This window comes from Stutzerimonas kunmingensis (assembly GCF_032106285.1).
Taxonomy (GTDB): Bacteria; Pseudomonadota; Gammaproteobacteria; order Pseudomonadales; family Pseudomonadaceae; genus Stutzerimonas; species Stutzerimonas kunmingensis_B.
On sequence record NZ_DAMCPO010000001.1, the window covers coordinates 341,903 to 365,380 of the forward strand.

20 protein-coding genes and 2 pseudogenes are annotated in these 23,478 nt (G+C 59.8%); 19 read left to right on the forward strand and 3 right to left on the reverse strand.

Going from position 1 to position 23,478, the window contains the following annotated elements; translation table 11 throughout:
• Positions 1-335: 335 nt before the first annotated feature.
• Positions 336-719, reverse strand: a complete 384-nt coding sequence (locus tag RT582_RS01585; protein ID WP_313476280.1) for a helix-turn-helix domain-containing protein — start codon at positions 717-719, stop codon at positions 336-338.
• A 16-nt stretch (positions 720-735) separates the two neighbouring features.
• On the opposite strand from RT582_RS01585, the gene RT582_RS01590 reads away from it, so the two are divergent.
• The 6 genes from RT582_RS01590 (at position 736) to RT582_RS01615 (ending at position 7,152) form a co-directional block, all read left to right on the forward strand.
• The gene (locus RT582_RS01590) at positions 736-1,173 is read left to right on the forward strand and encodes a hypothetical protein (RefSeq protein ID WP_152480781.1); all 438 of its coding nucleotides are present in this window, start codon (positions 736-738) and stop codon (positions 1,171-1,173) included.
• Between the two features lie 477 nt (positions 1,174-1,650).
• On the forward strand, positions 1,651-2,082 hold the full coding sequence (locus RT582_RS01595; RefSeq protein ID WP_313476282.1) for a DUF6957 family protein: 432 nt from the start codon (positions 1,651-1,653) through the stop codon (positions 2,080-2,082).
• Positions 2,083-2,096: 14 nt separating this feature from the next.
• On the forward strand, positions 2,097-2,282 hold the full coding sequence (locus RT582_RS01600; protein ID WP_278446280.1) for an AbrB/MazE/SpoVT family DNA-binding domain-containing protein: 186 nt from the start codon (positions 2,097-2,099) through the stop codon (positions 2,280-2,282).
• A 303-nt stretch (positions 2,283-2,585) separates the two neighbouring features.
• Complete coding sequence (locus RT582_RS01605) at positions 2,586-3,401, forward strand: inositol monophosphatase family protein (protein ID WP_313476285.1); 816 nt, start codon at positions 2,586-2,588, stop codon at positions 3,399-3,401.
• Positions 3,402-3,513: 112 nt separating this feature from the next.
• Positions 3,514-4,266, forward strand: coding sequence for a hypothetical protein (locus RT582_RS01610; protein WP_312905152.1), 753 nt, complete (start codon positions 3,514-3,516; stop codon positions 4,264-4,266).
• 288 nt (positions 4,267-4,554) lie between these two features.
• Positions 4,555-7,152: an AAA family ATPase gene (locus tag RT582_RS01615; protein ID WP_041014136.1), complete on the forward strand. Its 2,598-nt coding sequence runs from the start codon at positions 4,555-4,557 to the stop codon at positions 7,150-7,152.
• A gap of 278 nt (positions 7,153-7,430) precedes the next feature.
• Here RT582_RS01615 and RT582_RS01620 read toward each other — a convergent pair whose 3' ends face one another.
• Positions 7,431-8,198, reverse strand: coding sequence for an NYN domain-containing protein (locus RT582_RS01620; RefSeq protein ID WP_041014137.1), 768 nt, complete (start codon positions 8,196-8,198; stop codon positions 7,431-7,433).
• 704 nt (positions 8,199-8,902) lie between these two features.
• Complete coding sequence (locus tag RT582_RS01625; protein WP_041014138.1) at positions 8,903-9,244, reverse strand: YgjP-like metallopeptidase domain-containing protein; 342 nt, start codon at positions 9,242-9,244, stop codon at positions 8,903-8,905.
• Here RT582_RS01625 and RT582_RS01630 point away from each other — a divergent pair.
• From RT582_RS01630 to RT582_RS01690, 13 genes and pseudogenes are all read left to right on the forward strand, one after another.
• Positions 9,243-10,442, forward strand: coding sequence for a tyrosine-type recombinase/integrase (locus RT582_RS01630; RefSeq protein ID WP_034032494.1), 1,200 nt, complete (start codon positions 9,243-9,245; stop codon positions 10,440-10,442). The two genes, RT582_RS01625 and RT582_RS01630, sit on opposite strands and share 2 nt — an antisense overlap.
• Positions 10,439-10,846 (forward strand): annotated as a pseudogene (locus RT582_RS01635) (DUF1016 N-terminal domain-containing protein); the annotation flags it as partial. The gene RT582_RS01630 and the pseudogene RT582_RS01635, both read left to right, overlap by 4 nt.
• A pseudogene (locus RT582_RS01640) lies at positions 10,741-11,280 on the forward strand (replication initiator protein A); the annotation flags it as partial. The pseudogenes RT582_RS01635 and RT582_RS01640, both read left to right, overlap by 106 nt.
• A 253-nt stretch (positions 11,281-11,533) precedes the next feature.
• Positions 11,534-12,172, forward strand: coding sequence for a ParA family partition ATPase (gene parA / locus RT582_RS01645; RefSeq protein ID WP_041014139.1), 639 nt, complete (start codon positions 11,534-11,536; stop codon positions 12,170-12,172).
• Complete coding sequence (locus RT582_RS01650; RefSeq protein WP_034032526.1) at positions 12,169-12,441, forward strand: hypothetical protein; 273 nt, start codon at positions 12,169-12,171, stop codon at positions 12,439-12,441. The genes parA and RT582_RS01650 overlap by 4 nt, the downstream gene beginning before the upstream one ends.
• The gene (locus RT582_RS01655) at positions 12,438-12,971 is read left to right on the forward strand and encodes a DUF2840 domain-containing protein (protein ID WP_041014140.1); all 534 of its coding nucleotides are present in this window, start codon (positions 12,438-12,440) and stop codon (positions 12,969-12,971) included. Before RT582_RS01650 ends, RT582_RS01655 begins: the two co-directional genes overlap by 4 nt.
• Entirely contained in the window at positions 12,968-13,564 is a 597-nt protein-coding gene (locus RT582_RS01660; protein WP_041014141.1) for a S26 family signal peptidase, read from the forward strand. Before RT582_RS01655 ends, RT582_RS01660 begins: the two co-directional genes overlap by 4 nt.
• 460 nt (positions 13,565-14,024) lie before the next feature.
• On the forward strand, positions 14,025-16,016 hold the full coding sequence (locus RT582_RS01665) for a relaxase/mobilization nuclease domain-containing protein (protein ID WP_041014142.1): 1,992 nt from the start codon (positions 14,025-14,027) through the stop codon (positions 16,014-16,016).
• Between the two features lie 108 nt (positions 16,017-16,124).
• Positions 16,125-16,523: a BlaI/MecI/CopY family transcriptional regulator gene (locus tag RT582_RS01670; protein ID WP_020750883.1), complete on the forward strand. Its 399-nt coding sequence runs from the start codon at positions 16,125-16,127 to the stop codon at positions 16,521-16,523.
• Positions 16,523-17,518, forward strand: coding sequence for a M56 family metallopeptidase (locus RT582_RS01675; RefSeq protein ID WP_020750882.1), 996 nt, complete (start codon positions 16,523-16,525; stop codon positions 17,516-17,518). The genes RT582_RS01670 and RT582_RS01675 overlap by 1 nt, the downstream gene beginning before the upstream one ends.
• Positions 17,519-17,658: 140 nt before the next feature.
• Positions 17,659-18,906 (forward strand): TolC family protein, encoded by a 1,248-nt coding sequence (locus tag RT582_RS01680; RefSeq protein WP_003111094.1) that lies wholly within the window; start codon positions 17,659-17,661, stop codon positions 18,904-18,906.
• Entirely contained in the window at positions 18,903-20,132 is a 1,230-nt protein-coding gene (locus RT582_RS01685) for an efflux RND transporter periplasmic adaptor subunit (protein WP_003111093.1), read from the forward strand. The genes RT582_RS01680 and RT582_RS01685 overlap by 4 nt, the downstream gene beginning before the upstream one ends.
• Positions 20,133-20,142: 10 nt before the next feature.
• The gene (locus RT582_RS01690; RefSeq protein ID WP_041014144.1) at positions 20,143-23,283 is read left to right on the forward strand and encodes an efflux RND transporter permease subunit; all 3,141 of its coding nucleotides are present in this window, start codon (positions 20,143-20,145) and stop codon (positions 23,281-23,283) included.
• The last annotated feature ends 195 nt before the right edge of the window (positions 23,284-23,478 follow it).

A 23,478-nucleotide genomic window follows, 5' to 3' on the forward strand; every position in this document is an offset into this window, starting at 1 on the left:
GCGTCGCTGAGTCGTTCGTCAGCAGGGGATAAACGAAAAAGCCGCGCAGTGCGCGGCTTTAAAAGGTGGTGGGCCCACACGGACTCGAACCGTTATGTGGTATGCAAATCCCTCGGAAGCATACTGTCCGTCCGGAAAAGGTAGGCTATCCGGCTCTCAATAATCAGGCCTGAAACCATAACTGGCTCAAACAATATCATTCCTTTAAATGCCACACAAGTGTTGAATTTGAAAGCTGTTTTGTTCCTTTGGTCTTAGCGAAGCGCCTGGCCTCTGGTTCCGCTTTCACAACAAGTGCAGGGCGTGCCGGAGGCCCAGGGTTAAAGACATAACATCTATGCTCCAGCCTCATTCTCATTCGACCTGTAGCTTCCAACTTCATTGTGTTCATGGGCAATTTGTTGCAAAAGTCTCTCTGGAGCTACCGCTTCGTAGCTACTGAACGAGTCGAGTAAGACTGTGAGGGGGTGAACGCCCATAACTTCAGCGATCTCTATCAGCTTCTCGACCGTAATCCCTATCACTCCTCGCTCTAGCTCCGACATATGTGTCCGGCTGCTGACGGACGAGAACGCCTCCTGCGTGAGCCCACGGGACTTGCGAACTCTCCGCAAGCTCATGCCCAGTGCCTGCCTGAAATCCATCCCAATCTTCCCATTGCAGAAAAGGAAGAATGGAGCCAGAATGCATGCAATAGCACTACAAGGTATTGCACTCATTATCTGGAGCTGACTAATGTTCAAAACCCACGAGAGCGCCTATTACAACCTGGCGCCCGTGTTCGGGCCCGACCATCACCACTGGAGGCTCGTTGAGCGCGAAATCTCGAGTCCGTGGCTTCACGCAACGGTGAAGGTGACAGAGGGTGGTATTGAATACACAAAGACCGTCATGCCCAATGACCTGACTACTTTTCTTGAAATGGCCAACTTGAAAACTCCTGATGCACGCATCGGCGAGCTTCAGCTGATGAGCCCAGCGTGGATGAACGGCGCGGGACGGTGGCTGCTTGAACCTATCAGACAAATTGACATTGCCAGATCAGCTGACAACGAGCTGATCCATATCTACGTGACGCACGAAGGTAAGAACTATTACGACCCTTCACGGACGCCGGCTGAAATTTTGGAGCTGACGAACCAGCAAACCGTGTTTTACACAAACCTCAGCTGACGCGGTGCACATGTTGAAAACGACCTTGATTCCAGAGACCAGTCGGTCAATCTCGTCTTATGCAAAACGACAGCTGGCCCATGCTCTGAAGGCAAAGTATCCGCTTCCGGTAACGGGCTTTCTAGTTGATGCGGTTGTTATCGCAAATGCCGCTGTCGGGATCAGCTATCAACATGCCCGCAGGGAAAGTACAGGTCGGTTTGCTGACGGCCATCTCATACGAACCTCAGACATCATCGGTCTGCGTCTTAGCGAAGGCCGCTGGCTCATAACGACTCTTAACTCAACGTACGTCGTGGTTACGTTCAAGCAGGGCGTCGGACGGCCATCGCTGATGGCGCTTCATCGCTTAATGAAGTCAGGGATTGTCCTTACGCCCAGACAGCTTCACTAGATCCTGCGCATGCCATAAGTGAGCCACTGCAGCTTTAGGCTTATCCCTAGGTTGCAAATCCGTGAATCACCACGAGGACTACCATGAAGCCCCAGATTCTGGATGTTAGTGGAAATGAAAAACTACTCGAAATCATGGAGTTTCTATATGGCTATGCTCCCGCAATCAACGGCACCAATCTGAGTCGAGACCAGATCCTGCTTGAGTTACACCGGCGAAATCCCGGCAAGCAGTACTGCCTAGTGAAGAGCTGGACTCTCGTCGAGCTCGATATCTCAGACGAAGCGCGTCAACAAATTGAGTCTGATGGATTCATGGCACGGCTTATCCACGCCGACGAGGTGGTCGAAGACTCCGCTGGCCGTTTTCCACCGGGCTATTGGGTGAGGAGCTCCTTGCAGCTGAGGTATGAAGGCGATGGCTTTTTCGAGACCAGGAGCACCATCTACGTCCTGCTTGGCGTTGGTCGCCACAAGAAAGTGCGCGATGACATCGTCTATAGCATTCGCCCGTAAACCGGAGGCAATGCATGAGCGACACGAATAGGACTGCGGTTTGCCATGACGCAGGTGATGGTAGCGGCGACTTGATCGTGGAGATTCCTCCAGAGGTGCTTGAGGCAATGGAATTACGCATTGGAGACAAGCTAAACCTTGAGCTTGTCGGTGAGGATTTAGTGCTTACACCCATTCGGGATAGTTCTCAGGGCTCCTGAAGGCGTCATTGCAGAGAGCTTGAGACTGGCCTCCCATACAGCGAGCGAACGCACCATGAGCACACCAATTCAACTCTGTAGTGTCTGTGATGCTCCTGTTGCGAGCACCAAGGAAATGCCCTGTGGAGCTCTCGTCTCGAGTCCGCTCTACTCTGGGAATGGTTACAACGTCGTTCTTTGCTCGGGATGTTTCGGTCGATGCCTTTCAGGTCTTCGCCGCGAGCGGCTAGTGCAGACCATGTTTGATGACGTTCAGGAGGATCTCGAGAGCTTTGGTCGAACTTCCCCCAGAGATGAAAGCTAATGCTCCAAACCGGGATCGTTTACAGAGTTGCCGACCTAGTGATTGAGGCTGGAGCTCTCATCCTCGCTGAGCTTCGGAGACCGGGCGGGCCTCGTGGAAGTGGCTACAAAGCCGAGGTCGATTTAGAGATCGAGGTCGTCCTGCGCCGAGGGCTAGAGCAGATTCTAAGCTGTGATTTCGTAGGGGAAGAGACAGGGCGCCATCAGACCGGGCATCGCTATTGTTGGGTTGTTGACCCCAATGATGGAACTGCAGACTTTCTCGCTGGACGATCTGGCTCCGCAGTCTCGGTTGGGCTTCTGGATGAAGGAGAGCCGGTGCTTGGTGTTGTATACGCACCTGGCACTCCTCGTGGGTCGGACTGTATTGCCTGGCAGCAAGGGATGAACGCGCTCTTCCGCAATGGACGGGTCATTGCACCGTCCAAGCAGAATCGTGACCTTAAAGGATCGGTTGTATTTGTCAGTTCGGCAGCAGCCTCCAAGCGGGCCGAGAACGACATCCTATGCGCCCCCGCAACCTGCGAACCGATTCCTAGCATCGCCTATCGGCTTGCTCGAGTCGCAGCTGGTGATGGGGCCGCAGGCGTTTCGTTATACCCCGTCTCGCCCCATGACATTGTCGCAGGCCACGCACTGCTCAAGGCGGTAGGTGGCGATATCTTCGATCAAGACGGGAAGCCTATTCGCTACACCGTATCAGCTGAGTTCATCTACCCCGTGGAGCAGTGCTTTGGCGGCCAGGTCGAGGCTTGTCGTACTCTGCTAACGCGCCAGTGGCTCACCCTTCTCAAGCTCGAACCCGGCGCAAAATAGGTCGCTCTGATCTAATATCGCCCTTCGCGTCCGGCAAAATCGGCCACGAAGCAGCCGTTGTGTGCCTTTTCCACTATTTGCTATCAATGGATATTTATCGGGAGCTTCCGCGATGGATAGCGCGCAGCAAACCTTGGCTGAGGCCTACTACGATGTGCTCAACGCCCTGCCGCAGCACTGGCTTGACCGTAGCAAAACTCAGGATCCGGAATACGCCAAGCTCTCCGGACTATTTCTTCCTGGCACTTCAGCCTCCTACCAGTCAGCACCGCAGAAAATTATGGTGGTCGGGAGAGAAACTCGCCGCTGGGATGTGTTGAGGGGCGATGACAAATTTCAAAGCCTGGAAGATTACATCTGCAAGGCAATGACTACACAGCAGGATCACCTCGCCAAGTTCATACGTAAACCTAGAGACCGAGGGGAAAGCTTTTTCAATCTTCTACGCGACTTGGCCGACGACCACGGGGTTCAGAGTTTAGCTTGGGCAAATTTGTTCAGTTTCGCATGGAACAAAAAGTCACCTATGCGATGGGAGCACTTTCCAACTTTGCTGGAAATCTCGGAACGACTTCTCAAGGCACAAATAGAAGTTCTAAGACCCGACATCATCATCTTTGCAAACGGCGTTAAGAGTGCGAAATTCCGGCAACGTTATTTTCCACATAAGGGTGAAGGAAGTGTGTGTACTGAGTTGGCCGACTTCTGCCAGGAGGGAGTGCCGCGTAGTCAATTGTGGCAATTCAGGCTTTATCAGCGAATTAAATGTTTTCGTATACAGCACCCCAGTAGCATCAGCGCATCTTCTCGGGCAGCGCGTCGGTTTTTGCTGGGACATTTACGCGGCGGTGGCGCCGGCGGGTAAATGCTATCAGTTCTCCTACATTACGGAGCCTAGCTATCAAACACCGACCGCATCCGGCCATAACCAGTCAGTCGCGATAGGTATCTATCGACACGGAACTCCCAGTTGAAAGCGACATGAGCCAGCCCAGACGTAGTTATTTGAAAGAAGCAGATTTCATCCCTTCGGCTCATTTAGCTAGTGCCCACGACCTGCACTTCATTTGGCCGGTCAGTGGAGACGACTGCTGGAGTGATGATACTTGGCCGTGGTATGACTGTTTCTACCCCATAAATGCGGAGATCAGGGATGTCGAGTCTGGCTAACGGAGTGGTGTACGTAGACGATTTCGAAAAGTGGTTGAGCGAGCGAGGTCGCTGGCTACAGACAGCAGCAAAGAAGCTCATCGAGCAGAAGCGGCCGCCTAATGCGGAGGAGCTTGCCGAGCTAGTTCGCCTCTGCAAGCTCGAGGCTGCCAAGCAGCAGGATCCGGGATTCGCGAACGTAGCTCCGGGATCATTCTCTGCAGCAACCGTACGGCCGGTCGTTAGAGTTGAAGGGGTTAGCCAAGTCTTTGGCGTTAATGCGATCAAGCCGGGCGCGTCTCTGCAGTTCGGAGCGGGCGGCTTGACCGTGATTTACGGCCAAAATGGTTCGGGGAAGAGTGGTTATGCCCGGCTGCTCAAACAGCTCTGTGGGTCGCGCTCAAAGGATGAAATCTGTCCAAACGTCTTCAGCGATGAGGAGCACGCATGCAGTGCGCAATGCCGAATCACTATCGATGGCACCCCCCGAGATATCAACTGGCAGCCTAATGCCGAGCCGCATCCTCAGCTTAAACATGCGCAGGTATTCGATTCAAAGGCCGCGTCTCAATACATGGGGAAAACAGAGTCGAGCTACGAGCCCAGCAGCATGCGGTTCATCACTCTGCTCATTCAGGTATCGGACAAAGTTTCTGCGGAGCTGGCCTCTGAGAAGGCAAAGCTTGTCAGCTCCCTTCCACAGTTTCCCGCTGATCTGGCAGACACTGCGGGAAAAGGCTGGCTGGCCTCTTTGAAGGCTTCGGTCTCCGCCGAGAAAATTGAAGCGTATTGCCAATTCCCTAAAGAGTTGGATGAAGAACGGATCAAGGCTGAAGGCCTGCTGGCGGAAAAGGACATTGCGGGCAGACTAGTTTCCATTGGAAAAGAGAAGGTTGCGACCGACAGCATTAGGCAGGCGATGCGCACTCTGAAAGAGGGTCTGTCGGATGAGAAAGCTGCTGCGCTATTCAAGTCGAAGAGTGATGCAGCGGTAGCTAGGAAGGCAGCCAATGACGTCGCGCAACAGGCCTTCGCCGATGCGCCTCTCCAGGGCGTTGGCGAGGCTGCTTGGATGCTGATGTGGGAGCAGGCGCGCAACTACTCAGTTGCTAATGCTTACCCTGCCCACGAGTTCCCTGTGACCTCGGATGGTGCGCACTGCGTGCTATGCCAACAGGTGCTTACGGCAGACGCCGCATCACGACTCAAGAGTTTCGAATCATTCGTTACTGCCGGCCTCGAGACTGCGGCAAAAACTAAAGAATGCGCTAATGCAGCTCTTGTTGCGGAAATAGTCCAGTTACCATCCATTGAAGATTGGATCTCAAGATTGGCTCAGCTGCAGTTCGACGAACTGGTTGCTCGTAGCTGGTATGAGTCATTGAAAAGCAGGCGTGCTCAGTTTGTTGAATGTGCTGCTGCGGTCGACCTATTGAGATTCGACTGGGAAGCTATTGATAATGCCTTGGAAAAGCGCGCTGCCGATCTGCTCGTAGAGGAAGCCGACCTTACTCAACTGCAGCAAGATGGTAAGCGGCAAGAGCTCGAAACTCGGGTGAGGCAGCTCAAGGCGCTACAGTGGTTATCCGAGAACAAGCCGGCCATCCTAGCGGAGCGTCAGCGGCTGGCCTCGATGGAGCTGCTGGATAAAGCTGCGAGGCTGACCGCAACCAATGCTCTGACGACCAAGCGCAATGAGCTCGCGAAAACTGAACTTGACGCTGGCTATCAGGCTCGTTTTGCTGCCGAGTTGAAAATGCTTGGTGGTAGTCGGTTACCCGTGGCACCGCAGAGCAAGGCTCAAGGAAAGGGGGTAATCACCTTTGGACTCACTCTTGTCGGGGCTCGGGTAAATCATTCACCTGAGGTCGTACTCAGCGAGGGTGAAGCGCGAATCGTCGCATTGGCCGCGTTTCTGGCAGATACAACTGGCTCTAACCAGCTAGCTCCTTTCATCTTCGATGATCCGATTTCCTCCCTGGATCAGGACTTCGAAGAGCGGGTTGTGGCCAGGCTTGTTGAGCTGGCTAAGACTAGACAGGTCATCATCTTCACGCACCGCCTATCGTTGATCGCTCTGGTCGAATCTGCGCTCAAAAAGCATGCGGAGAACCCAGGCAACCAAAAGATCAACCACACAGTGCTATCGCTTCGGCGGTTGAATAAGGTCGCGGGAATCTTGGCGCAGCACAACTTGCGTGATGCTAGGCCCGACAAGGCTATTAATGTAATTCGAGATCAGGTTATTCCGCAGCTAAAAAAACTTCAGGCTCAGGCCGATGCGGATGGATATGACCTGGCCGTGAAGAGTGCCTGTAGTGATTTCCGGATTATCCTTGAGCGGACGGTTGAGTTCATCCTTCTGCACGATGTCGTTGCTCGATTCAGAAGGGATGTCATGACCAAAGGGAAATTAAGAGGAGTCGCCAAGGTTACGGCTGTCGACTGCGATTACCTTGATCGGCTGATGACCACTTACTCAATGTACGAGCACTCACAGGCAGATGAACTGCCTCAAGTCCCAGTTGAGCTCGACGTTTTCGAGCAAGATGTGTTGGAGCTTGTAACGTGGATGGATGAGTTCAAGGGGCGCGTTGTATAGGGTATTTGCCGATAGGTGAGCCGTGCCTGTAGTCGCGGCTCACCTGCTGTGATGGCGAGGTCAAGTTCTAAGTCTCTGGTTATCGGGGCGAATGTCCCGTTCTGGCCGGTAGCTGACGGGGTAGAACCCCAGGCCTGCTTGATCAGTTCAGACATGGTTGCTCGCTCCACTTGCAGAGCCCGGTCTCATTTGGCTCATGCTGGGTAACTCCCTTTTGCTCACGGTCGTGATTGCTCAGAGCTTCAAGCATTGGATACCCCTCAGCCTTCGAGTGAAGATTAAGCAGGGCTAGCCAAGGCAGCCTCTTGACTGGTGGATAGTACCTGCTTGCGGATGGTGCGAATAACCATGACCGTTCCGCGCATTTCGACGTCGAAGAGCTCTGATGTGCGGATTAGGTCGCCCAGCTTCTGGAAGCCGTAGTTCACGACAGAAAAAGAGCTGTTGTTGTGGATGTAGTCCGACACCCTGCTGAGTAGCGACCAACCATCATCTCCAGCCGTTTGGTCTGCCGCGTTGCGTAGCAGGCGAACGAGTGTTGTATCGCAACGCAGCTCTTTTCTCGATTTCTTCCTGGGCTGCTCATCATTTGAAACTTGGTCGTCATCCGTCGCGCGTGCCAGATTCTCCACGTAGATGAAAGAAGTACAGGCGTGTACGAAGGCAGTCGGGGTTTTCTTTTCGCCGAAGCCGAAGACCGGAAAGCCACTTTCTTGAAGGCGAAGAGCTAGTGGCGTGAAGTCACTGTCGCTGGTCATCAGAGCAAAGGCATCGATGCTCTTGCTGTAAAGCAGATCCATCGCATCAATGATCATCGCAGCGTCAGTGGCGTTCTTACCCTTGGTGTACGCGAACTGCTGCATGGGCCGAATAGCAAACGGGTGTAGACGCTCAACCCATCCGGATAGCCCGTCGCTCTTCCAGTCGCCGTGAGCATGCCGAACGTTGACCATTCCGTACTTGGCGAGCTCTTCAAGCACACCCTCGATGGCGTTATGACTGACGTTGTCGCAATCGATCAATAAAGCAATTCGCTTCTGGTGCATCAGATTACGTCCTTGTAGGGCTGCCATTGCTCGAACGGTGCCATCTTCACCAAGCTCAATGCAAGGGCTGTTATTAGGTTCATGGTTCTGAGAGACGGGTGCGCCAGCACTACTCTCTTGCCTGTCATCAGATCGGCGCCCGCCCATATAAGTTAACATTGCCGTCCTACTGCTACCTATACTTGAATAGAGGGCTTTAACACCCCGAACCCCAGATAGAACCAGCCATTAAATCAATTTCTTTGATAATCAAGCCATTCTTGATTGGGTGGTTTGATTTCGGCATTAGTGTATTAGGATCTCTAGTGGATCCGGGAGTGTAGCCCAAGAGGCCAGCGTATTTAGAAGCCGCATCGCCCAGAGGCTCGTAAAATCTTTCAAATACTTGCTCTTCTCCTATGCTGGAGAGCATCTTGTATTGCGCTTTACAGAAGGCACAAACCTGAATATAAAAAGAAATGAACAGTGGGCCGGCAGAGTATTTTGCCGCCTCGTGTCGTACGTCAGCTAACTGGAGAATTCCGTCAAGGATGAGAATTCAAAAAACCCTTCTGGATCAGATGCCTACGATTGGGCGCTGGTATGCCAATCAGCGAGTCGCGCATTTTTTCTCCTAACCTGCACTGCTGCTCACTGGTGGGACATGGCGATCTGATTGGCTGAAATTGACGTTATGAATGGGATCATGCGATGCAGCGAGCAGCCTAGAACTCAGCCAGCACCGATCCGTTAAGTTCCTCACGCAGCGTCCGCCATTGCGGCAAGTGCTGGTTAAGCAACCCGGTAAATCGCACGTTGTGATGGTGCTCCAACAGATGTGTCAGCTCATGCACAAGGATGTATTCCAGACATTGCGCCGGCTTTTTTGTTTCACGATGACTCCAGCCCGGTAGTTCGCTGGACTGCGCCGTAGCTCGATACAGCAGGTTTATCAATAGCTTACGCGCGTCCATCATATGCCGGTGCTTTCTGAAACTTGACCCGGTTTTCCCTCGCGCCGCTCCTATCTGGCTCTTGGAATCCGGGTCGTTCCAAGGAGTCATCATGGCAAAGATCAAGCTCACCAAAACCGCCGTGGAGGCGGCCCAGCCCCAAGCCAAGGATGTTGAACTGCGGGATACCGTGGTGCCTGGCTTCCTGTGCAAGATTACCCCGACCGGCCGCCGGGTGTTCATGCTCCAGTACCGCACGAACTCCGGCCAGCCCCGCAAGCCCTCGCTGGGGCTGTACGGGGAGCTGACCGTCGAACAGGCACGAGTCAAGGCACAGGACTGGCTGGCCGAGGTTCGCCGGGGCGGCGACCCCGGCGGCGCCAAGGCCGAGGCGCGCAAGGCGCCCACGATGGCCGAGTTGTGCAAGAAGTTCATGGAGGACTACTCCAAGAAGCGCAACAAGCCCAGCACGCAGGACGGCTATCAGGGCGTCATCGACCGCAACATCATCCCGCTGCTGGGCCGCAAGAAGGTGCATGACGTGAAGCGGCCCGACATTGCCGGGCTGATGGAGAAGCTGGCCTACAAGCCGACCGAGGCGAACAAGACCTTCGGCGTGCTGCGCAAGATGTTCAACCTGGCCGAAGTGTGGGGCTATCGCCCGGATGGCACGAATCCGTGCCGCCACGTCCCGATGTACCCGCCGGGCAAGGAAACCCGGCTCATCGTGGACGAGGAAATGGTGCGGATCTTCCGCCAGTTGGAGAAACTGGAGGCGGAAGGGCTGGAGAACTACGTCATCCCACTGGCGATCCGGCTGCAATTCGAGTTCGCGGCACGGCGCTCCGAAATCTGCCCGCTCCAATGGAGCTGGCTCGACTTCGAGAACCGGCGCGTTGTATGGCCCGACAGCAAGGTCGGCGGCATTTCCAAGCCTATGAGCGAGGAAGCCTATCGGCTGCTTTCGACGGCACCGCGCCGGGACGGCTGCCCCTACGTCTTGCCGTCGCCGAACGACCCGGCCAAGCACCTGACCTTTGGCGAGCACTATGGCGGCTGGTGCCGGACGCTCAAGGCCGCCGGCGTGCCGCACGTCGGCACGCACGGCATCCGCCATCGCTCGACCACCGACATTGCCAATTCGGGCGTGCCGACCAAAGTGGGCATGAAGCTGACGGGCCACAAGACCGTGGCGATGTTCATGCACTACGTCCACACCGAGGACAAGCCCGTGCGCGATGCGGCCGAACTGGTGGCCAGCCGCCGCCAGGCCATCACGGGCGGGCGCCAGCTTGCGGAGGCGGCGGCATGAACACGCGCCGGTCATCCGCAGCATCGTCCGCAGCGCCTTCGGCGCTGCTGGGCGACATTCGGGCACTGATCGAGGCGGCGCGCAAGCGCGCCGCCTCGACGGTGAATAGCGAGCTGACGATGCTCTACTGGCGCATCGGCCAGCGCATCCATACGCAGGTCTTGGACGGGCGCCGGGGCGCTTATGGCAAGGAAGTCCTGCCTACCCTGGCGGCGCAGTTGGTGAAGGAGTACGGCAACAGCTTTGCCGAGCAGAACCTGCGCCGCATGGTGCAGTTCGCAGCCACCTTCCCCGACGAGCAGATTCTCGTATCACTGATACGAGAATTGAGCTGGACGCACTTCATCGCCCTGATCCCGCTGAAAGACCCGCTCCAGCGGGACTATTACGCGCAGATGGCGAGTGCCGAACGCTGGAGCGTGCGGACGCTGCGCGAGCGCATCGACTCGATGCTGTACGAGCGCACTGCGCTGCCCGCGGCACGCCGCTGGGCATCGAGCTGATCCTGCCGGACTGGTTCTTTGCGGGCGTGCTCGACGCCGCCCTGGTGCTGACCATCGACCCGGCGTACTTCCGGCTCACCGGCGGCATCGAGCGGTGGCTGTACCGCCTGGTGCGCAAGCACGGCGGCAAGCAGGCATACGGCTGGCAGTTCGACTTTCGCTATCTGCACCAGAAGTCCGGCAGCACCGCGAAGCCCTACGACTTCGCCTGCGATCTGCGCGCGCTCGTCGCGCGGCAGTCGCTGCCCGGTTACGTCCTGGGCATCGAGCGGATGCCGGACAACGGCATGGAGCTGCTGACGTTCCGGCCCGTGCCGCAGACGGCACGGGGATAACTTCGGGAAAACCTGTGAATGGTGTCGTGCTATCAGGCGTGCGGGGTATCGTGCTATCAGGCGTGGGACTATCGTGCTATCAGGCGTGCCGATCGTCCGCAAACCCGCGCCAGCATTGGGTTTGCGCACCCTCTAACTTCCCTAACTTAATTTCTCTAACTTTTAGTAGAGAAACGCCGCTGCGGTGGACAACCACCACGCGGCCACAAGCGCAGCAGCAAAAGCCCGGCTTTCCAACACGGAGGGCCGCGCCATGATCGTCGCTCTGCTCAACCAGAAAGGCGGCGTGGGCAAGACCACGCTCGCCACGCACATCGCCGGCGAGCTGGCGATGCGCGGCCAGCACGTCGTCCTGCTGGACGCCGACCCGCAGGGTTCATCGCTGGACTGGACACAGCGCAGAAGCCAGCAAGGCTTGCCACGGCTGTTCAGCGCCGTGGGCCTCGCACGCGAAACGCTGCACCAAGAGGCGCCAGAACTCGCCAGGCGGGCCGATCACGTCATCATCGACGGCCCGCCGCGCATCGCGGCACTGGCGCGCTCCGCGCTGCTGGCGGCCGAGCGCGTGCTGATCCCCGTGCAGCCCAGCCCTTACGACCTGTGGGCCAGCGCCGAGATGGTGGCGCTGATCCGCGAGGCACAGGTGTTTCGGCCTGCGCTGCGCGCGGCCTTCGTCATCAATCGGCGCGTCAGTACCACCGTGATCGGGCGCGAAGCGCGCCAGGCGCTGGACGACCAACCGCTTCCTGCGCTGCGCGCGGAAGTGCATCAGCGCATCGTGTTCGCCGACAGCGTGGCCGCTGGCCGGCTTGCACGCGAGACGGCGCCGGACAGCGCCGCCGCGCGCGAAATCACCGCGCTGGTGGACGAACTGCTGCGGTGGCCGACATGACAGCGAAGCCGCCACCTCGCGCAAAGCGCGTCGGCATCGGCGCGCGTCCACCGGCGAATCCGCACGCCGAGGCGTGGATTCGCCAGGGCGATGCCGATGCACTTGGCAAGGGCGACCTCTACACGGCTCGCCTGACCCTCGACATCACGCCCGCGATGCGGGCGCGCATCAAGGTATCGGCTTTCACGCAGGGCGTGACCGTGGCCGACCTGCTGCGCGGCCTGCTGGAGCGCGAGTTTCCAGAACACCGCAGGGAGAACGCCCCATGACCGCATCCGCTTCGCCTGCCGCTGGCGCGGCCACGGCTGCGCTCGCAGCACCTTCCGGCCAGCCTGCCAGCGCGCCGCTGACGCGCGTGGCGCTGGCCTACATCGAACCGCGCTTCAAGCTCTATTTGCGCTTCGGCGAACCCGCGCGCACGCACCAGCTCGACCGTTGGCGGCGCTGCGCGGTGTTCCTGCCGGGTGCCATGTTGTGCCGCATCCGCTGGCAGGCCAACGACTACGGCACCGTTCGCTGGCAGCTCATGGTCATGCAGGCTTGCACGCCGCTCGATGCGGCACAGCGCATCCCCGGCGTGCAGCCCGGCGCACGCCTGCTGCTGCACGCCGAAGGCGAGATGCAGGTGCGCGCCGTGCTGGAGCGCATCGACGCCATCGAGGCGCTGGGCATCGCGCCCGTCAGCGTCTCGCCCGCGTACTGGCGCACGCTCGCCAACCGGCTCGCTGCGCGCCTGCCGCTGCCCGAATACACCGCCGAGCGGCACTCCGCTTGGCTCGCCGGGAGGGCACTGCCATGACCGCCGTTTCCACTTCCGGCACCACGCCGCATCCTCGCTCGCACCGCGCACGTTTGCGCGCTCGCCTCGTGTTGGCGGGCCTGTCCGCCTGCGGCCTCGCTGCGCTGGCCTGGGCGTCCTTCGTGCATCCACTGCCGCGCCTGACCTACAACCCGTCCGACAGCGTGGCGGTCGGCTGGTATCGCGTCGATCCGCTCGACCCTCGCGCCAGCTCGCCGCCACGTCCGTTGTCCGTGGGCAGCATCGTGCTGGTGCCGCTGCCCGCCGAGGCTGCCGCGCTCGCTGCGCAGCGCGGCTACCTACCAACGCGCATCTCGCTGCTCAAGCGCGTAGGTGCGGTGGCGCCGCAAGAGGTGTGCATCGCTGACGGCAGCGTCCGCATCAACGGCGTGCCTTCGGCCGCCGTGCTGCCTGCCGACCGCTGGGGCCGCCCGCTGCCATCCTGGCAGCAGTGCCGCCGCCTTCGGCCTGGCGAGCTGTTCCTGCTCAGTGTCACCAATCCGGCGTCGTTCGACAGCCGGTATTTCGGGCCGGTCAGCGCATCCGCCGTGATCGGCGTCGCGCATCCGGTCTGGCTGGAATCCCGCCCATGATGGCCGTCGATTCGCTGCACGTTGCCGTGCATCTCATCGTGCCATCGGGCGTGTCGTCCTGCTGGTCGTCGCCGTGTCGTCGCGCGTGCAGTGCGGGTGCCAATCCTGCGCATTGGGCACCGCACTTCGCGCTGCCTTCGGCGCAGCCGTCCAACGTGCAGGCGTCTTGCCTCGAACGCGCCCGGCCTGCGGCCGTGTCCGCGTTCGCCGGCGCGCTGGCTGCTCGCGCAGCAGCGCCGCCGGGCCGCCGCTGCTCCGAGCGACAGCGAGGGGCAAAGGCGGAAGGCAAGACAAAAGGGTGCGGCACCTGTCGGCCCGCAAAGCCAGTCTGCACGTGCGGGTGGCGCGGCACGCAGCGGCTTCGCCGCCGTGCCGCGTGGGGCGCGAGGCTCGCGCCAATGCAGGCTTGTCCGCGTGCTTCGCACGACCAGACATGCCAGAGCTTGCAGGGAGCACAGCCATGACCGACCGCCGCGACGACGATTTCCGCATCCGCCCCGGCGCCCCAAAGAACCGCGACCAGAGCTTCGTCTCCAAGGTGCTCAAGCAGGCGGGCAAGGCCAGCAGCGGCAAGTCCGCTGTGCGCCGTCCTGGCACTGCCACCGGCACCGGCACCGGGAGGGGCACCGGCCAGCGGCCCGGCTCGCGCCTCGGGCGCTGCCACACAGCGGCGCGCTTCGCCGGCGCCAAGCTGACGCCCATGTCGCGGCGCGTGACCATCAAGACGCTGCTGGTCAACCAGCGCCAAGCCAGCCCGCAGTCGCTCGCCAAGCATCTACGCTACATCGAGCGCGACGGTGTGGGCCGCGATGGCGAGCCGGGCCAAGCCTACGGGCCGCAAACCGATGCCGCCGACCTCGACGCCTTCAAGGAACGCTGCGCTGACGACCGGCACCATTTCCGCTTCATCCTCTCGCCCGAGGATGGGGCCGAGCTGGAAGACCTACGCACCTACACGCGGCACCTGATGGGCCGCATGGAAGCCGACCTGGGCACGGGCCTCGATTGGGTAGCCGTCAACCACTGGAACACCGACAACCCGCACACGCACATCGTCGTGCGCGGACGCGACGACACCGGCAAAGACCTCATCATCGCGGGCGACTACATCGCCGATGGCTTCCGCCATCGCGCCGCAGAACTGGCGACCGAATGGCTGGGGCCGCGCAGCGAGCTGGAGATCCAGCAGACCTTGCAGCGCGAGGTGGAGCAAGAGCGGTGGACGAGCCTCGACCGCACGTTGCAGCGCGAGGCCGGCGAGGATGGCCGGGTGCAGATCGAACGCTTCAACGAACCTCGGCTGCAACGCCAGCGCCTGCTGCTGATCGGCCGGCTGCAACGCTTGCAGCGCCTGGGCCTGGCCGACGAGATGCAGCCGGGCACCTGGGCCGTCCATGCCGACGCGGAAAAGACCCTGCGCGCCCTGGGCGAACGTGGCGACATCATCCGCACCATGCAGCGGGCGATGCGCGGCGAGCCGCGCGAACTGGCGGTGTTCGAACCGGGAGACGATGGCCGAACCATCATCGGCCGCGTGGCCGCGAAGGGGCTGGCCGACGAGTTGCGCGACCGGGGCTATCTGGTCATCGACGGCGTGGATGGCAAGGCCCACTACGTCGCGCTCAACGCCCGCGACGAGCTGGCGAACTATCCCACCGGCGCGGTGGTGGAGGTGAAGGGATCGGCCGACGTGCGCGCGGCCGACAAAAACATCGCCGCGCTGGCGAGCGATGGCCTGTACCGCACCGACCACCACCTCGCCATTGCACAGGGGCAGGCCATGCCGGGCCGCGATCCGCAGGAAGTCGTTGCGGCCCACGTCCGCCGGCTCGAAGCCCTGCGCCGGGCCGGCATCGTGGAGCGCGTGGCCGTGGGGCTATGGAAGGTGCCGGATGACCTGCCCGAGCAGGGCCGCCGCTACGACGCACAGCGCCTGGGCGGCGTGGCCGTGGAGCTGAAATCGCACCTGCCCATCGAGCGGCAGGCCCGCGTGATCGGGGCCACCTGGCTTGACCAGCAACTGATCGGCGGCGGCTCGGGCTTGGGCGATCTGGGCTTTGGCGGCGAGGCCAAGCAGGCGATGCAGCAGCGCGCCGACTTCCTGGCCGAACAGGGGCTGGCCGAGCGGCGCGGGCAGCGCGTGATCCTGGCGCGCAACCTGCTGGGCACGCTGCGCAACCGGGAACTGACGCAGGCCGCGAAGGACATTGCCGCCGACACCGGCCTGGAGCATCGGCCTGTGGGCGACGGCCAGCGTGTGGCCGGTATCTACCGGCGCGCCGTCATGCTCGCCAGCGGGCGTTACGCGATGCTCGACGATGGCAAGGGATTCAGCCTGGTGCCGTGGCGGCCGGTGATCGAACAGCGGCTGGGGCAGCAGCTTGCCGCGACGGTGCGCGGCGGCGGGGTGTCCTGGGAGATAGGACGGCAGCGTGGGCCTGCCGTTGGTTAGCTTCCACGATAGCAGTGTCCGGCACGGGGCGGCACAATAAACCGATTGACGGTCGGTTTTTTGTGGTGGATACTCTTGAATTCGAGTCAAAACTCGGAGCCGACAACATTGACCAATCACAACGTACCAACACTTGGCGATCTGGAAATCGCCGTGCTCGAAGACATCTGGCGTTTCGGCCCGTCCGATACCAAGGCGGTGTACGCGCGCATTGGGCAGTCCCGCTCGATTTCTTTGAACACCGTGCAATCTACGCTGGAACGTCTATTTCGCAAGGCCATGCTCCAGCGCGAAAAGATCAGCCATGCCTATGAGTATTCAGCGCGAGTTTCCCGCCGGGAATTGATCCAGAAGCTGGTGGAATCCACGGTGCGTCGTGTCGCAGGCCCGCAGCCGGATGCGTTGCTGAGCGCCTTTGTCGATCTTGCTGCAAGGGCGGATGACGACCAGCTCAAGAGGCTGGAGGAGTTGGTTGCCCGTCGTCGTGCTGAATTAGATCAGACGTGATGACGAGTTATGGCCCATTACTTCAGTTTGCATTGCTATCCGGCTTCGTGCTGGCGGTAACGCTTACCCTGCTGATTGGAGCCTTCGAGCGCCCATTGCGCCGTGCGCTGTGGGGAAAGGCACCTTCTCAGCGAGCAAGGGTATCTTGGTGGATGCTGGTAACACCTGCGTTGGCGGGTATTGCCTACACGGCCCTGACCATTGCCATGCCGTCGATGTTTGATAGTTCGGCCCGATTTGCCGCTACCTGCTCTGCGCACGCTGACGCGCTCTTGCATCTGTGCGTTTGGCACCCGAGCGGCAATGGGCAAAGTGCTTGGCTATGGGGAGCATTGGCATTGTTGGCGGGATACGCGGCTTGGCTGGCTTCACGGGCCGCAGTGGGTCTTTGGCGTGCTCGGCGAACCCTTGCCTCGATGGTGCGCCTAAGCTGGCGTCCGGGGCACCCAGACAAACTTCGCGTGCTTGATGTCGATCAGCCTATGGCGCTGGCCTGTGGCGTCGGGCATGGCCACATCCTGCTTTCAACCTCGTTGATGCGGCGACTTGATCCAACGCAATTGCGTGTGGTGTTGGCGCACGAACAGGCTCACATCGCCAATCGCGATGTGCTGCATCGCTTGATCGCTGTCGTGTTGTCGAGCATACAGTTGCCAGGTACTCGTCGCCGGTTGTTGCGTGATCTGGAACTCGCCTTGGAACAACGTTGTGATTTTGCCGCTGCAAACGAAGTGGGGTGTCCTGTCGCCGTGGCCGAGACCATCGTTGCAGTGGAGAAGATATTTCGGCAACACGCCAAGGAACAGGTGCCATTGGCGATGGCGTTCTTTTCCGATTTTATCCCTGAGCGTGTCGAGGCGTTGCTGTCGCCCAAGCACTCGTCTGTCTCATACTTGGGGCCGATGCTAGGCATTCTTGTTCTGGCGTTTTGCAGCCTATCTACAGGATGGCTGCATTCTGTGACCGAATCTCTCATCACTGTGATGACGAGGTAAGTCCATATGCGCGCGTGCTGTGTTTTTTTGCTCAAAAAACCGATTGACGATCGGTCTTATGGCGATTCCGCTCCGGCGTGCGCGGGAAGTCGTCACGCGGAATCGTTTGCTCGCCATCTGTTGTCGTCGTGAGGGTTTTCATGAATTTGATCCGCTTAGTAGTCTTGGTGTTCGTCGGAGCCTGCGGTACGTCCGCAGCCCTAGCCGCCGAACCCCTGCGGTTGGAGGAAGCAGTCTCCCGCGCGCTGGCCGCCCATCCATCCATTACCGCCGAAACGGCGCAACTCCAGGCCGTTCGAGCCCGCACGCAGCGCGAAGCCCTGCCACCGCCTTACACCATTGGCGGCGAGGTAGAGAACGTCGCCGGGAACGGCAACCTGCGAGGTATTCGCTCGGCCGAAACGACATTGCGCATCGGTCGGGTCATAGAACTCGGTGGCAAGCGCGAGGCTCGCCAAACGCTGGGACAAGCCGAACTGAGAGAACAAGAGCATCAGGCCACCAAAACGCGGATCGACCTGGCCAGTTCAACTACGGCCCGCTTCATTGAAGTGCTCGCTAGGCAACAGCGATTGACGTATGCCGAGGAGCGTATCAAGCAAGCGGAGCGCACCCGTCGAGAGGTTGCAGCGTGGGTAAAAGCCGCTCGCAATCCTGAGTCGGATTTGCAGGCCGCCGATATTGCGGTCGCTGAGGCGCAGCTCAATCGCGAGAGTGCTGAACTCGAATTGGCGAGCGCCAAGATGACTTTGGCCGCGAGCTGGGGGGCAATGACCCCCGACTTCGGCGAAGTCGTCGGCGACCTCCAAACCTTGCCGACCGTGGCGCCATTCGAGACGTTGGCTACCCGTTTGCCTATGACGCCGGAACTGTGGGCTTCGCGCTTGCGGGCCGACACCATCGGCGCCCGGCGCCGGCTCGCGGAGGCCGAAGCCAAACCCAACATTGACGTCAGCTTGGGCGTGCGACGTTTGGAAGCCTTCAAGGATCACGGCGTGGTGATGTCGATCTCGGTGCCGTTGGGTAGCCCGACGCGCTCTGGATACGCGGTGTCCCAGGCAAATGCGGAGCTTGCTGCGCTGGAAGCGCGGCGTGACGCCGAACGCTTCGAGCGCCACCAGACCCTGTTCGACAAGTATCAAGAACTCACGCACGCGCGAACAGAGGCTGAATCGTTACGCGCACGAATGCTGCCTATGGCTGAAAGCGCCCTGACAACAACTCGTCGCGGCTTTGAGCAAGGCCGATTCTCTTATTTGTCGCTGGCCCAAGCGCAGCGGACGCTGTTCGATCTGCGTGCGCGTGCTGTCGAAGCCGCCACCCGCTATCACCTTCTGCTGGTCGAGGTGGAACGCCTCACCGCCACCGTTGAGGACACCGCACCATGATTCGCATTCTCTCCCTGTTACTCCTTTGCGTATTTGCCGCTGCATGCAGCCCTGGCGGCGACAAACCCAAAGAGGAGGCCAGTGCCCAAGCCAGCGGAAGCTATGAGCGCGGGCCAAACAATGGCCGACTACTCCGTGATGGAGACTTCGCCCTGGAAGTCACCATCTACGAAACCAATGTGCCCCCGCATTACAGGCTCTACGCCTATCGCGACGGCAAGCCAGTCGCTCCCGCCGATGTCGTTGCGACTATCAAACTCTCCCGTTTGGATGGCGAGGTCAACCAGTTCACGTTCACGCCAGAGGGCAACTATCTGGTCGGCAGCGGTGAAGTGATCGAGCCGCATTCGTTCGATGTCGCCGTGTCCGCCGAACATGCCGGAAAGAAGTCCACTTGGTCTTACCAGTCCTATGAGGGCCGCGTAAGCATTCCGGCCGGCATCGCCAAGGATGCCGGTATCAAAACCGAATCAGCAGGGCCGGCAGTCATCCGAGACGTTGTGCGGTTGATGGGAACCGTTGTCCTAGATGCCGACAGACACGCGGCGGTTGGCGCACGCTTCCCTGGCATCGTGCGATCGGTGAACGTGCAGCAGGGCGAGCGAGTCCGCCGCGGCCAGACGCTGGCCGTCGTAGAGGGCAACGACAGTATGCGTACCTACCCGATTACCGCACCGTTCGATGGCGTGGTGCTCGCACGCAATACGAACGTCGGTGACGTGGCCGAGGCAGGTGCGCTGTTCGAGCTGGCCGACCCGTCCAACGTATGGATCGACCTGCGCGCCATTGGCACCGATGCCGAAGCCCTAAAGCCAGGACAGCCAGTACGAATCCGGTCAGCGACTGGGAAGACCGAAGCCAGCGGAAAGATTCAGCGACTGTTGCCGGTGGCCGGCAGCGGCCAGAGCGTCATTGCCCGCGTCAGCATCCCGAACTTGGAGGGACGTTGGCGCCCAGGTATGACCGTGGCAGCCGAGGTCACAGTAGGCACGCGCAACGTACCGCTGGCGGTAAAAGAGTCGGGGTTGCAGCGATTCCGCGACTTCACCGTGGTGTTCACGCAAGTCGGCGAGACATACGAAGTCCGAATGCTCGAACTTGGCGATCGTGATGGTGAATACGTTGAGGTGACTGGAGGACTCAAGCCCGGCACGAACTACGTGGCCGAGCAAAGTTTCCTGATACGCCAAGACATCGAAAAGTCTGGCGCAAGCCACGATCACTGAGGACGCGGATATGCTCGAACGTATCATTCGCGCGTCCATCGCGCATCGCTGGCTCGTGCTTCTATTGGTGCTCGCCCTGTCCGGGCTGGGGATCTGGAACTACAGCCGCTTGCCGATCGACGCGATACCGGACATTACCAATGTCCAGGTACAGATCAATACCGAGGCGCCAGGCTACTCGCCAATGGAGGCTGAGCAGCGCGTCACTTTCCCGGTTGAGACGGCGCTGGCTGGCCTCGCTCGGCTCGACTACACCCGCTCGGTTTCCCGCTACGGTCTGTCGCAGGTCACTGCGGTCTTTGAGGACGGCACTGACATTTACTTTGCCCGTCAGCAGGTCGCCGAACGCTTGCAGCAGGCATCTTCGCAACTTCCGGCGGGCCTGAATCCCTCTCTCGGGCCAGTGGCAACCGGCCTGGGCGAGATATTCATGTACACCTTGGAACCCGAAAAGGGCTACGAGGAAATATGGACGCCGACCGCGCTGCGCACGTTGCAGGACTGGTCGGTGCGTCCGCAGCTCCGCAATCTGAAAGGCGTCACCGAGGTCAACACCATCGGCGGCTACGTGCGTCAATTCCACATCACGCCCGATCCGGTCAAGCTGCTGGCCTACGAGTTGACGATGAACGACGTGCTGAACGCCGTCGCGCGGAACAACGCCAACGTCGGCGCCGGCTACATCGAACGTCATGGCGAGCAGTACCTGATCCGCATCCCCGGACAAGTGCGCGACATCGAGCGACTGCGGAAAATTGTCGTGGCAACGCGCGATGGACTGCCACTCCGAATTGGCGACGTGGCGGAAGTTCTAGAGGGTAGCGAACTGCGAACCGGCGCGGCCACGAAAGACGGCAAAGAGGTCGTGCTGGGTACGGCATTCATGCTGATTGGCGAGAACAGCCGAGCAGTTGCACAGCGCACAGTAGAAAAGCTCGCTGAGATCGACGCGACACTTCCCGAGGGAGTCCGCGCGCACGCGGTTTACGACCGCACTCAACTCGTTGATCGCACCATCGCAACCGTGCAGAAGAATCTTCTGGAAGGCGCGTTGCTGGTGATCGCCGTGCTGTTCCTGTTGCTGGGCAACTTGCGTGCAGCCCTGATAACCGCTGCGGTGATTCCGCTCGCCATGTTGCTGACGATCACTGGCATGGTGCAGAACCGCATCTCGGCCAACCTAATGAGCCTGGGCGCGCTGGATTTCGGCCTGATTGTCGATGGTGCGGTCATCATCGTGGAAAACTGCTTGCGCAGGTTCAGTGAACGACAGCACCAGCTCGGTCGCCTGCTGACCCGTGATGAGCGTTTCTCGCTGGTTTCGAGCGCCAGCGCAGAGGTCATCAAGCCTGCCCTGTTCGGGTTGTTCATCATCACGGCTGTTTACCTTCCGATCTTCGCGTTGTCTGGTGTGGAAGGAAAGATGTTCCATCCGATGGCCCTCACCGTCGTGATCGCATTGACTGGTGCGATGGTGTTGTCGTTGACCTTCGTGCCTGCTGCGGTCGCACTGTTTGTCACCGGCAAGGTTTCCGAGAAGGAAACCAAGGTGATGCGCGGCATCAGCCGCTTCTATGCGCCACTTCTCCAGAAGGCAATCAAGCTGAGAGTCGCCGTCGTCGCGGCGGCGGCAGTGCTGGTGGTGCTATCTGGTTTGCTTGCGACGCGCTTGGGCACCGAGTTCATCCCCAATCTGGATGAAGGTGACATCGCCTTGCACGCGATGCGCATTCCCGGAACGAGTCTGACCCAGGCGATTGGTATGCAGCGCCAGTTGGAGGCGCGGATCAAGGAGTTTCCAGAGGTGGAGGAAGTCGTCGCCAAGATCGGTACTGCTGAGGTTGCGACTGACCCCATGCCGCCTTCGGTGGCTGACACTTTCATCATGCTCAAGGATCGTAGCGAATGGCCCGATCCGCGCAAACCGAGAGCCGTACTGCTTGCCGAACTGGAGAAGGCGGTGAACGCCATTCCCGGCAACAACTACGAGTTCACTCAACCCGTGCAGATGCGCATGAATGAGTTGATCGCAGGTGTCCGTGCCGAGGTGGCGATCAAGGTGTATGGCGATGACATGGAGCAACTGGCCCAAATAGGCTCGAAGATTGAAGCCGTGGCCGAGAGTATCGAGGGGTCTGCCGACGTGGCGCTCGAACAGATTACGGGCCTGCCGCTGATGACGATCACGCCGAACGTGGATGCGCTGTCCCGATACGGCTTGGCGATCGACGACGTACAGCAAACGGTGGCAATCGCCCTTGGCGGTGCCGTCGCCGGCCAGGTGTTTGAGGGCGATCGCCGATTCGATATCGTAGTTCGGCTGCCCGAAGCGCAACGCCAAGACCCGAAGGCACTGGCGACACTGCCCATTCCGGTTCCGGCCGGCGCTGCTGCCGGGCTGGGCCAAGCCGCCTACGTGCCGCTCGGGCAGCTTGCGTCGATCGAAGTGGCGCCCGGCCCCAATCAGATCAGCCGCGAGAACGGTAAACGCCGGATCGTTATCACCAGCAATGTGCGCGGACGCGATCTAGGGTCGTTCGTGGAAGAACTGCGTGAACGCGTAAGCCGTGAAATCACGCTGCCAGAGGGCTATTGGGTCAACTACGGAGGCACGTTCGAGCAACTCATCTCGGCTAGCCAACGCCTGTCCGTCGTCGTACCGGCTGTACTGGTTCTGATCTTCGGCCTGCTGTTCATGGCCTTCGGTTCGGGCCGGGATGCCACTGTCGTCTTTAGCGGTGTGCCGTTAGCGCTGACGGGTGGCGTTGCCGCATTGTGGCTGCGCGATATTCCGCTTTCGATTTCGGCAGGGGTCGGCTTCATTGCCCTATCCGGTGTGGCAGTGCTCAACGGCCTGGTGATGGTGAGCTTCATTCGCAAGCTGCACCACGATGGCGCGCCGATTCAGGATGCCATTGTGAATGGCGCGATGACGCGGCTACGCCCGGTGCTGATGACTGCGCTGGTTGCAAGCCTCGGTTTCGTACCGATGGCCATCAACGTTGGAACGGGCGCGGAAGTGCAACGACCCCTCGCAACTGTCGTCATCGGCGGCATTGTTTCCTCGACGCTGCTGACGCTACTGGTACTGCCGGCCTTGTATCGCCTGATTCATCGGCGTGCCGACCGCCAGGACACCACGCCAGCGTGAGAACGCTGATTCTTACCACCTGATCGCAGGATTGCGGCGATTGAAAATCAATTGCCGCTCTCGATCAAACGATTTGCGGAGTTTATTCAAGGTATGAGATTCATGCACGAAAGACTGTCTGGAGTATTGCCGAGTCCTAAGGAAGGTCTGAAGTAGCCCTGTATTTCCGGTCGACTTCAGCCCTCGCTGCTTTTG

Bases quoted from the DNA above. Each gene is read 5' to 3' on its own strand.
- RT582_RS01615 (WP_041014136.1), top strand. From the start codon at position 4,555: ATGTCGAGTCTGGCTAACGGAGTGGTGTACGTAGACGATTTCGAAAAG.
- RT582_RS01625 (WP_041014138.1), bottom strand. From the start codon at position 9,244: ATGATGACTCCTTGGAACGACCCGGATTCCAAGAGCCAGATAGGAGCG.
- RT582_RS01600 (WP_278446280.1), top strand. From the start codon at position 2,097: ATGAGCGACACGAATAGGACTGCGGTTTGCCATGACGCAGGTGATGGT.
- RT582_RS01620 (WP_041014137.1), bottom strand. From the start codon at position 8,198: ATGCACCAGAAGCGAATTGCTTTATTGATCGATTGCGACAACGTCAGT.
- RT582_RS01665 (WP_041014142.1), top strand. From the start codon at position 14,025: ATGACCGACCGCCGCGACGACGATTTCCGCATCCGCCCCGGCGCCCCA.
- RT582_RS01675 (WP_020750882.1), top strand. From the start codon at position 16,523: ATGACGAGTTATGGCCCATTACTTCAGTTTGCATTGCTATCCGGCTTC.
- RT582_RS01610 (WP_312905152.1), top strand. From the start codon at position 3,514: ATGGATAGCGCGCAGCAAACCTTGGCTGAGGCCTACTACGATGTGCTC.
- parA (WP_041014139.1), top strand. From the start codon at position 11,534: ATGATCGTCGCTCTGCTCAACCAGAAAGGCGGCGTGGGCAAGACCACG.
- RT582_RS01595 (WP_313476282.1), top strand. From the start codon at position 1,651: ATGAAGCCCCAGATTCTGGATGTTAGTGGAAATGAAAAACTACTCGAA.
- RT582_RS01690 (WP_041014144.1), top strand. From the start codon at position 20,143: ATGCTCGAACGTATCATTCGCGCGTCCATCGCGCATCGCTGGCTCGTG.
- RT582_RS01680 (WP_003111094.1), top strand. From the start codon at position 17,659: ATGAATTTGATCCGCTTAGTAGTCTTGGTGTTCGTCGGAGCCTGCGGT.
- RT582_RS01585 (WP_313476280.1), bottom strand. From the start codon at position 719: ATGAGTGCAATACCTTGTAGTGCTATTGCATGCATTCTGGCTCCATTC.
- RT582_RS01660 (WP_041014141.1), top strand. From the start codon at position 12,968: ATGACCGCCGTTTCCACTTCCGGCACCACGCCGCATCCTCGCTCGCAC.
- RT582_RS01650 (WP_034032526.1), top strand. From the start codon at position 12,169: ATGACAGCGAAGCCGCCACCTCGCGCAAAGCGCGTCGGCATCGGCGCG.
- RT582_RS01590 (WP_152480781.1), top strand. From the start codon at position 736: ATGTTCAAAACCCACGAGAGCGCCTATTACAACCTGGCGCCCGTGTTC.
- RT582_RS01685 (WP_003111093.1), top strand. From the start codon at position 18,903: ATGATTCGCATTCTCTCCCTGTTACTCCTTTGCGTATTTGCCGCTGCA.
- RT582_RS01630 (WP_034032494.1), top strand. From the start codon at position 9,243: ATGGCAAAGATCAAGCTCACCAAAACCGCCGTGGAGGCGGCCCAGCCC.
- RT582_RS01605 (WP_313476285.1), top strand. From the start codon at position 2,586: ATGCTCCAAACCGGGATCGTTTACAGAGTTGCCGACCTAGTGATTGAG.
- RT582_RS01655 (WP_041014140.1), top strand. From the start codon at position 12,438: ATGACCGCATCCGCTTCGCCTGCCGCTGGCGCGGCCACGGCTGCGCTC.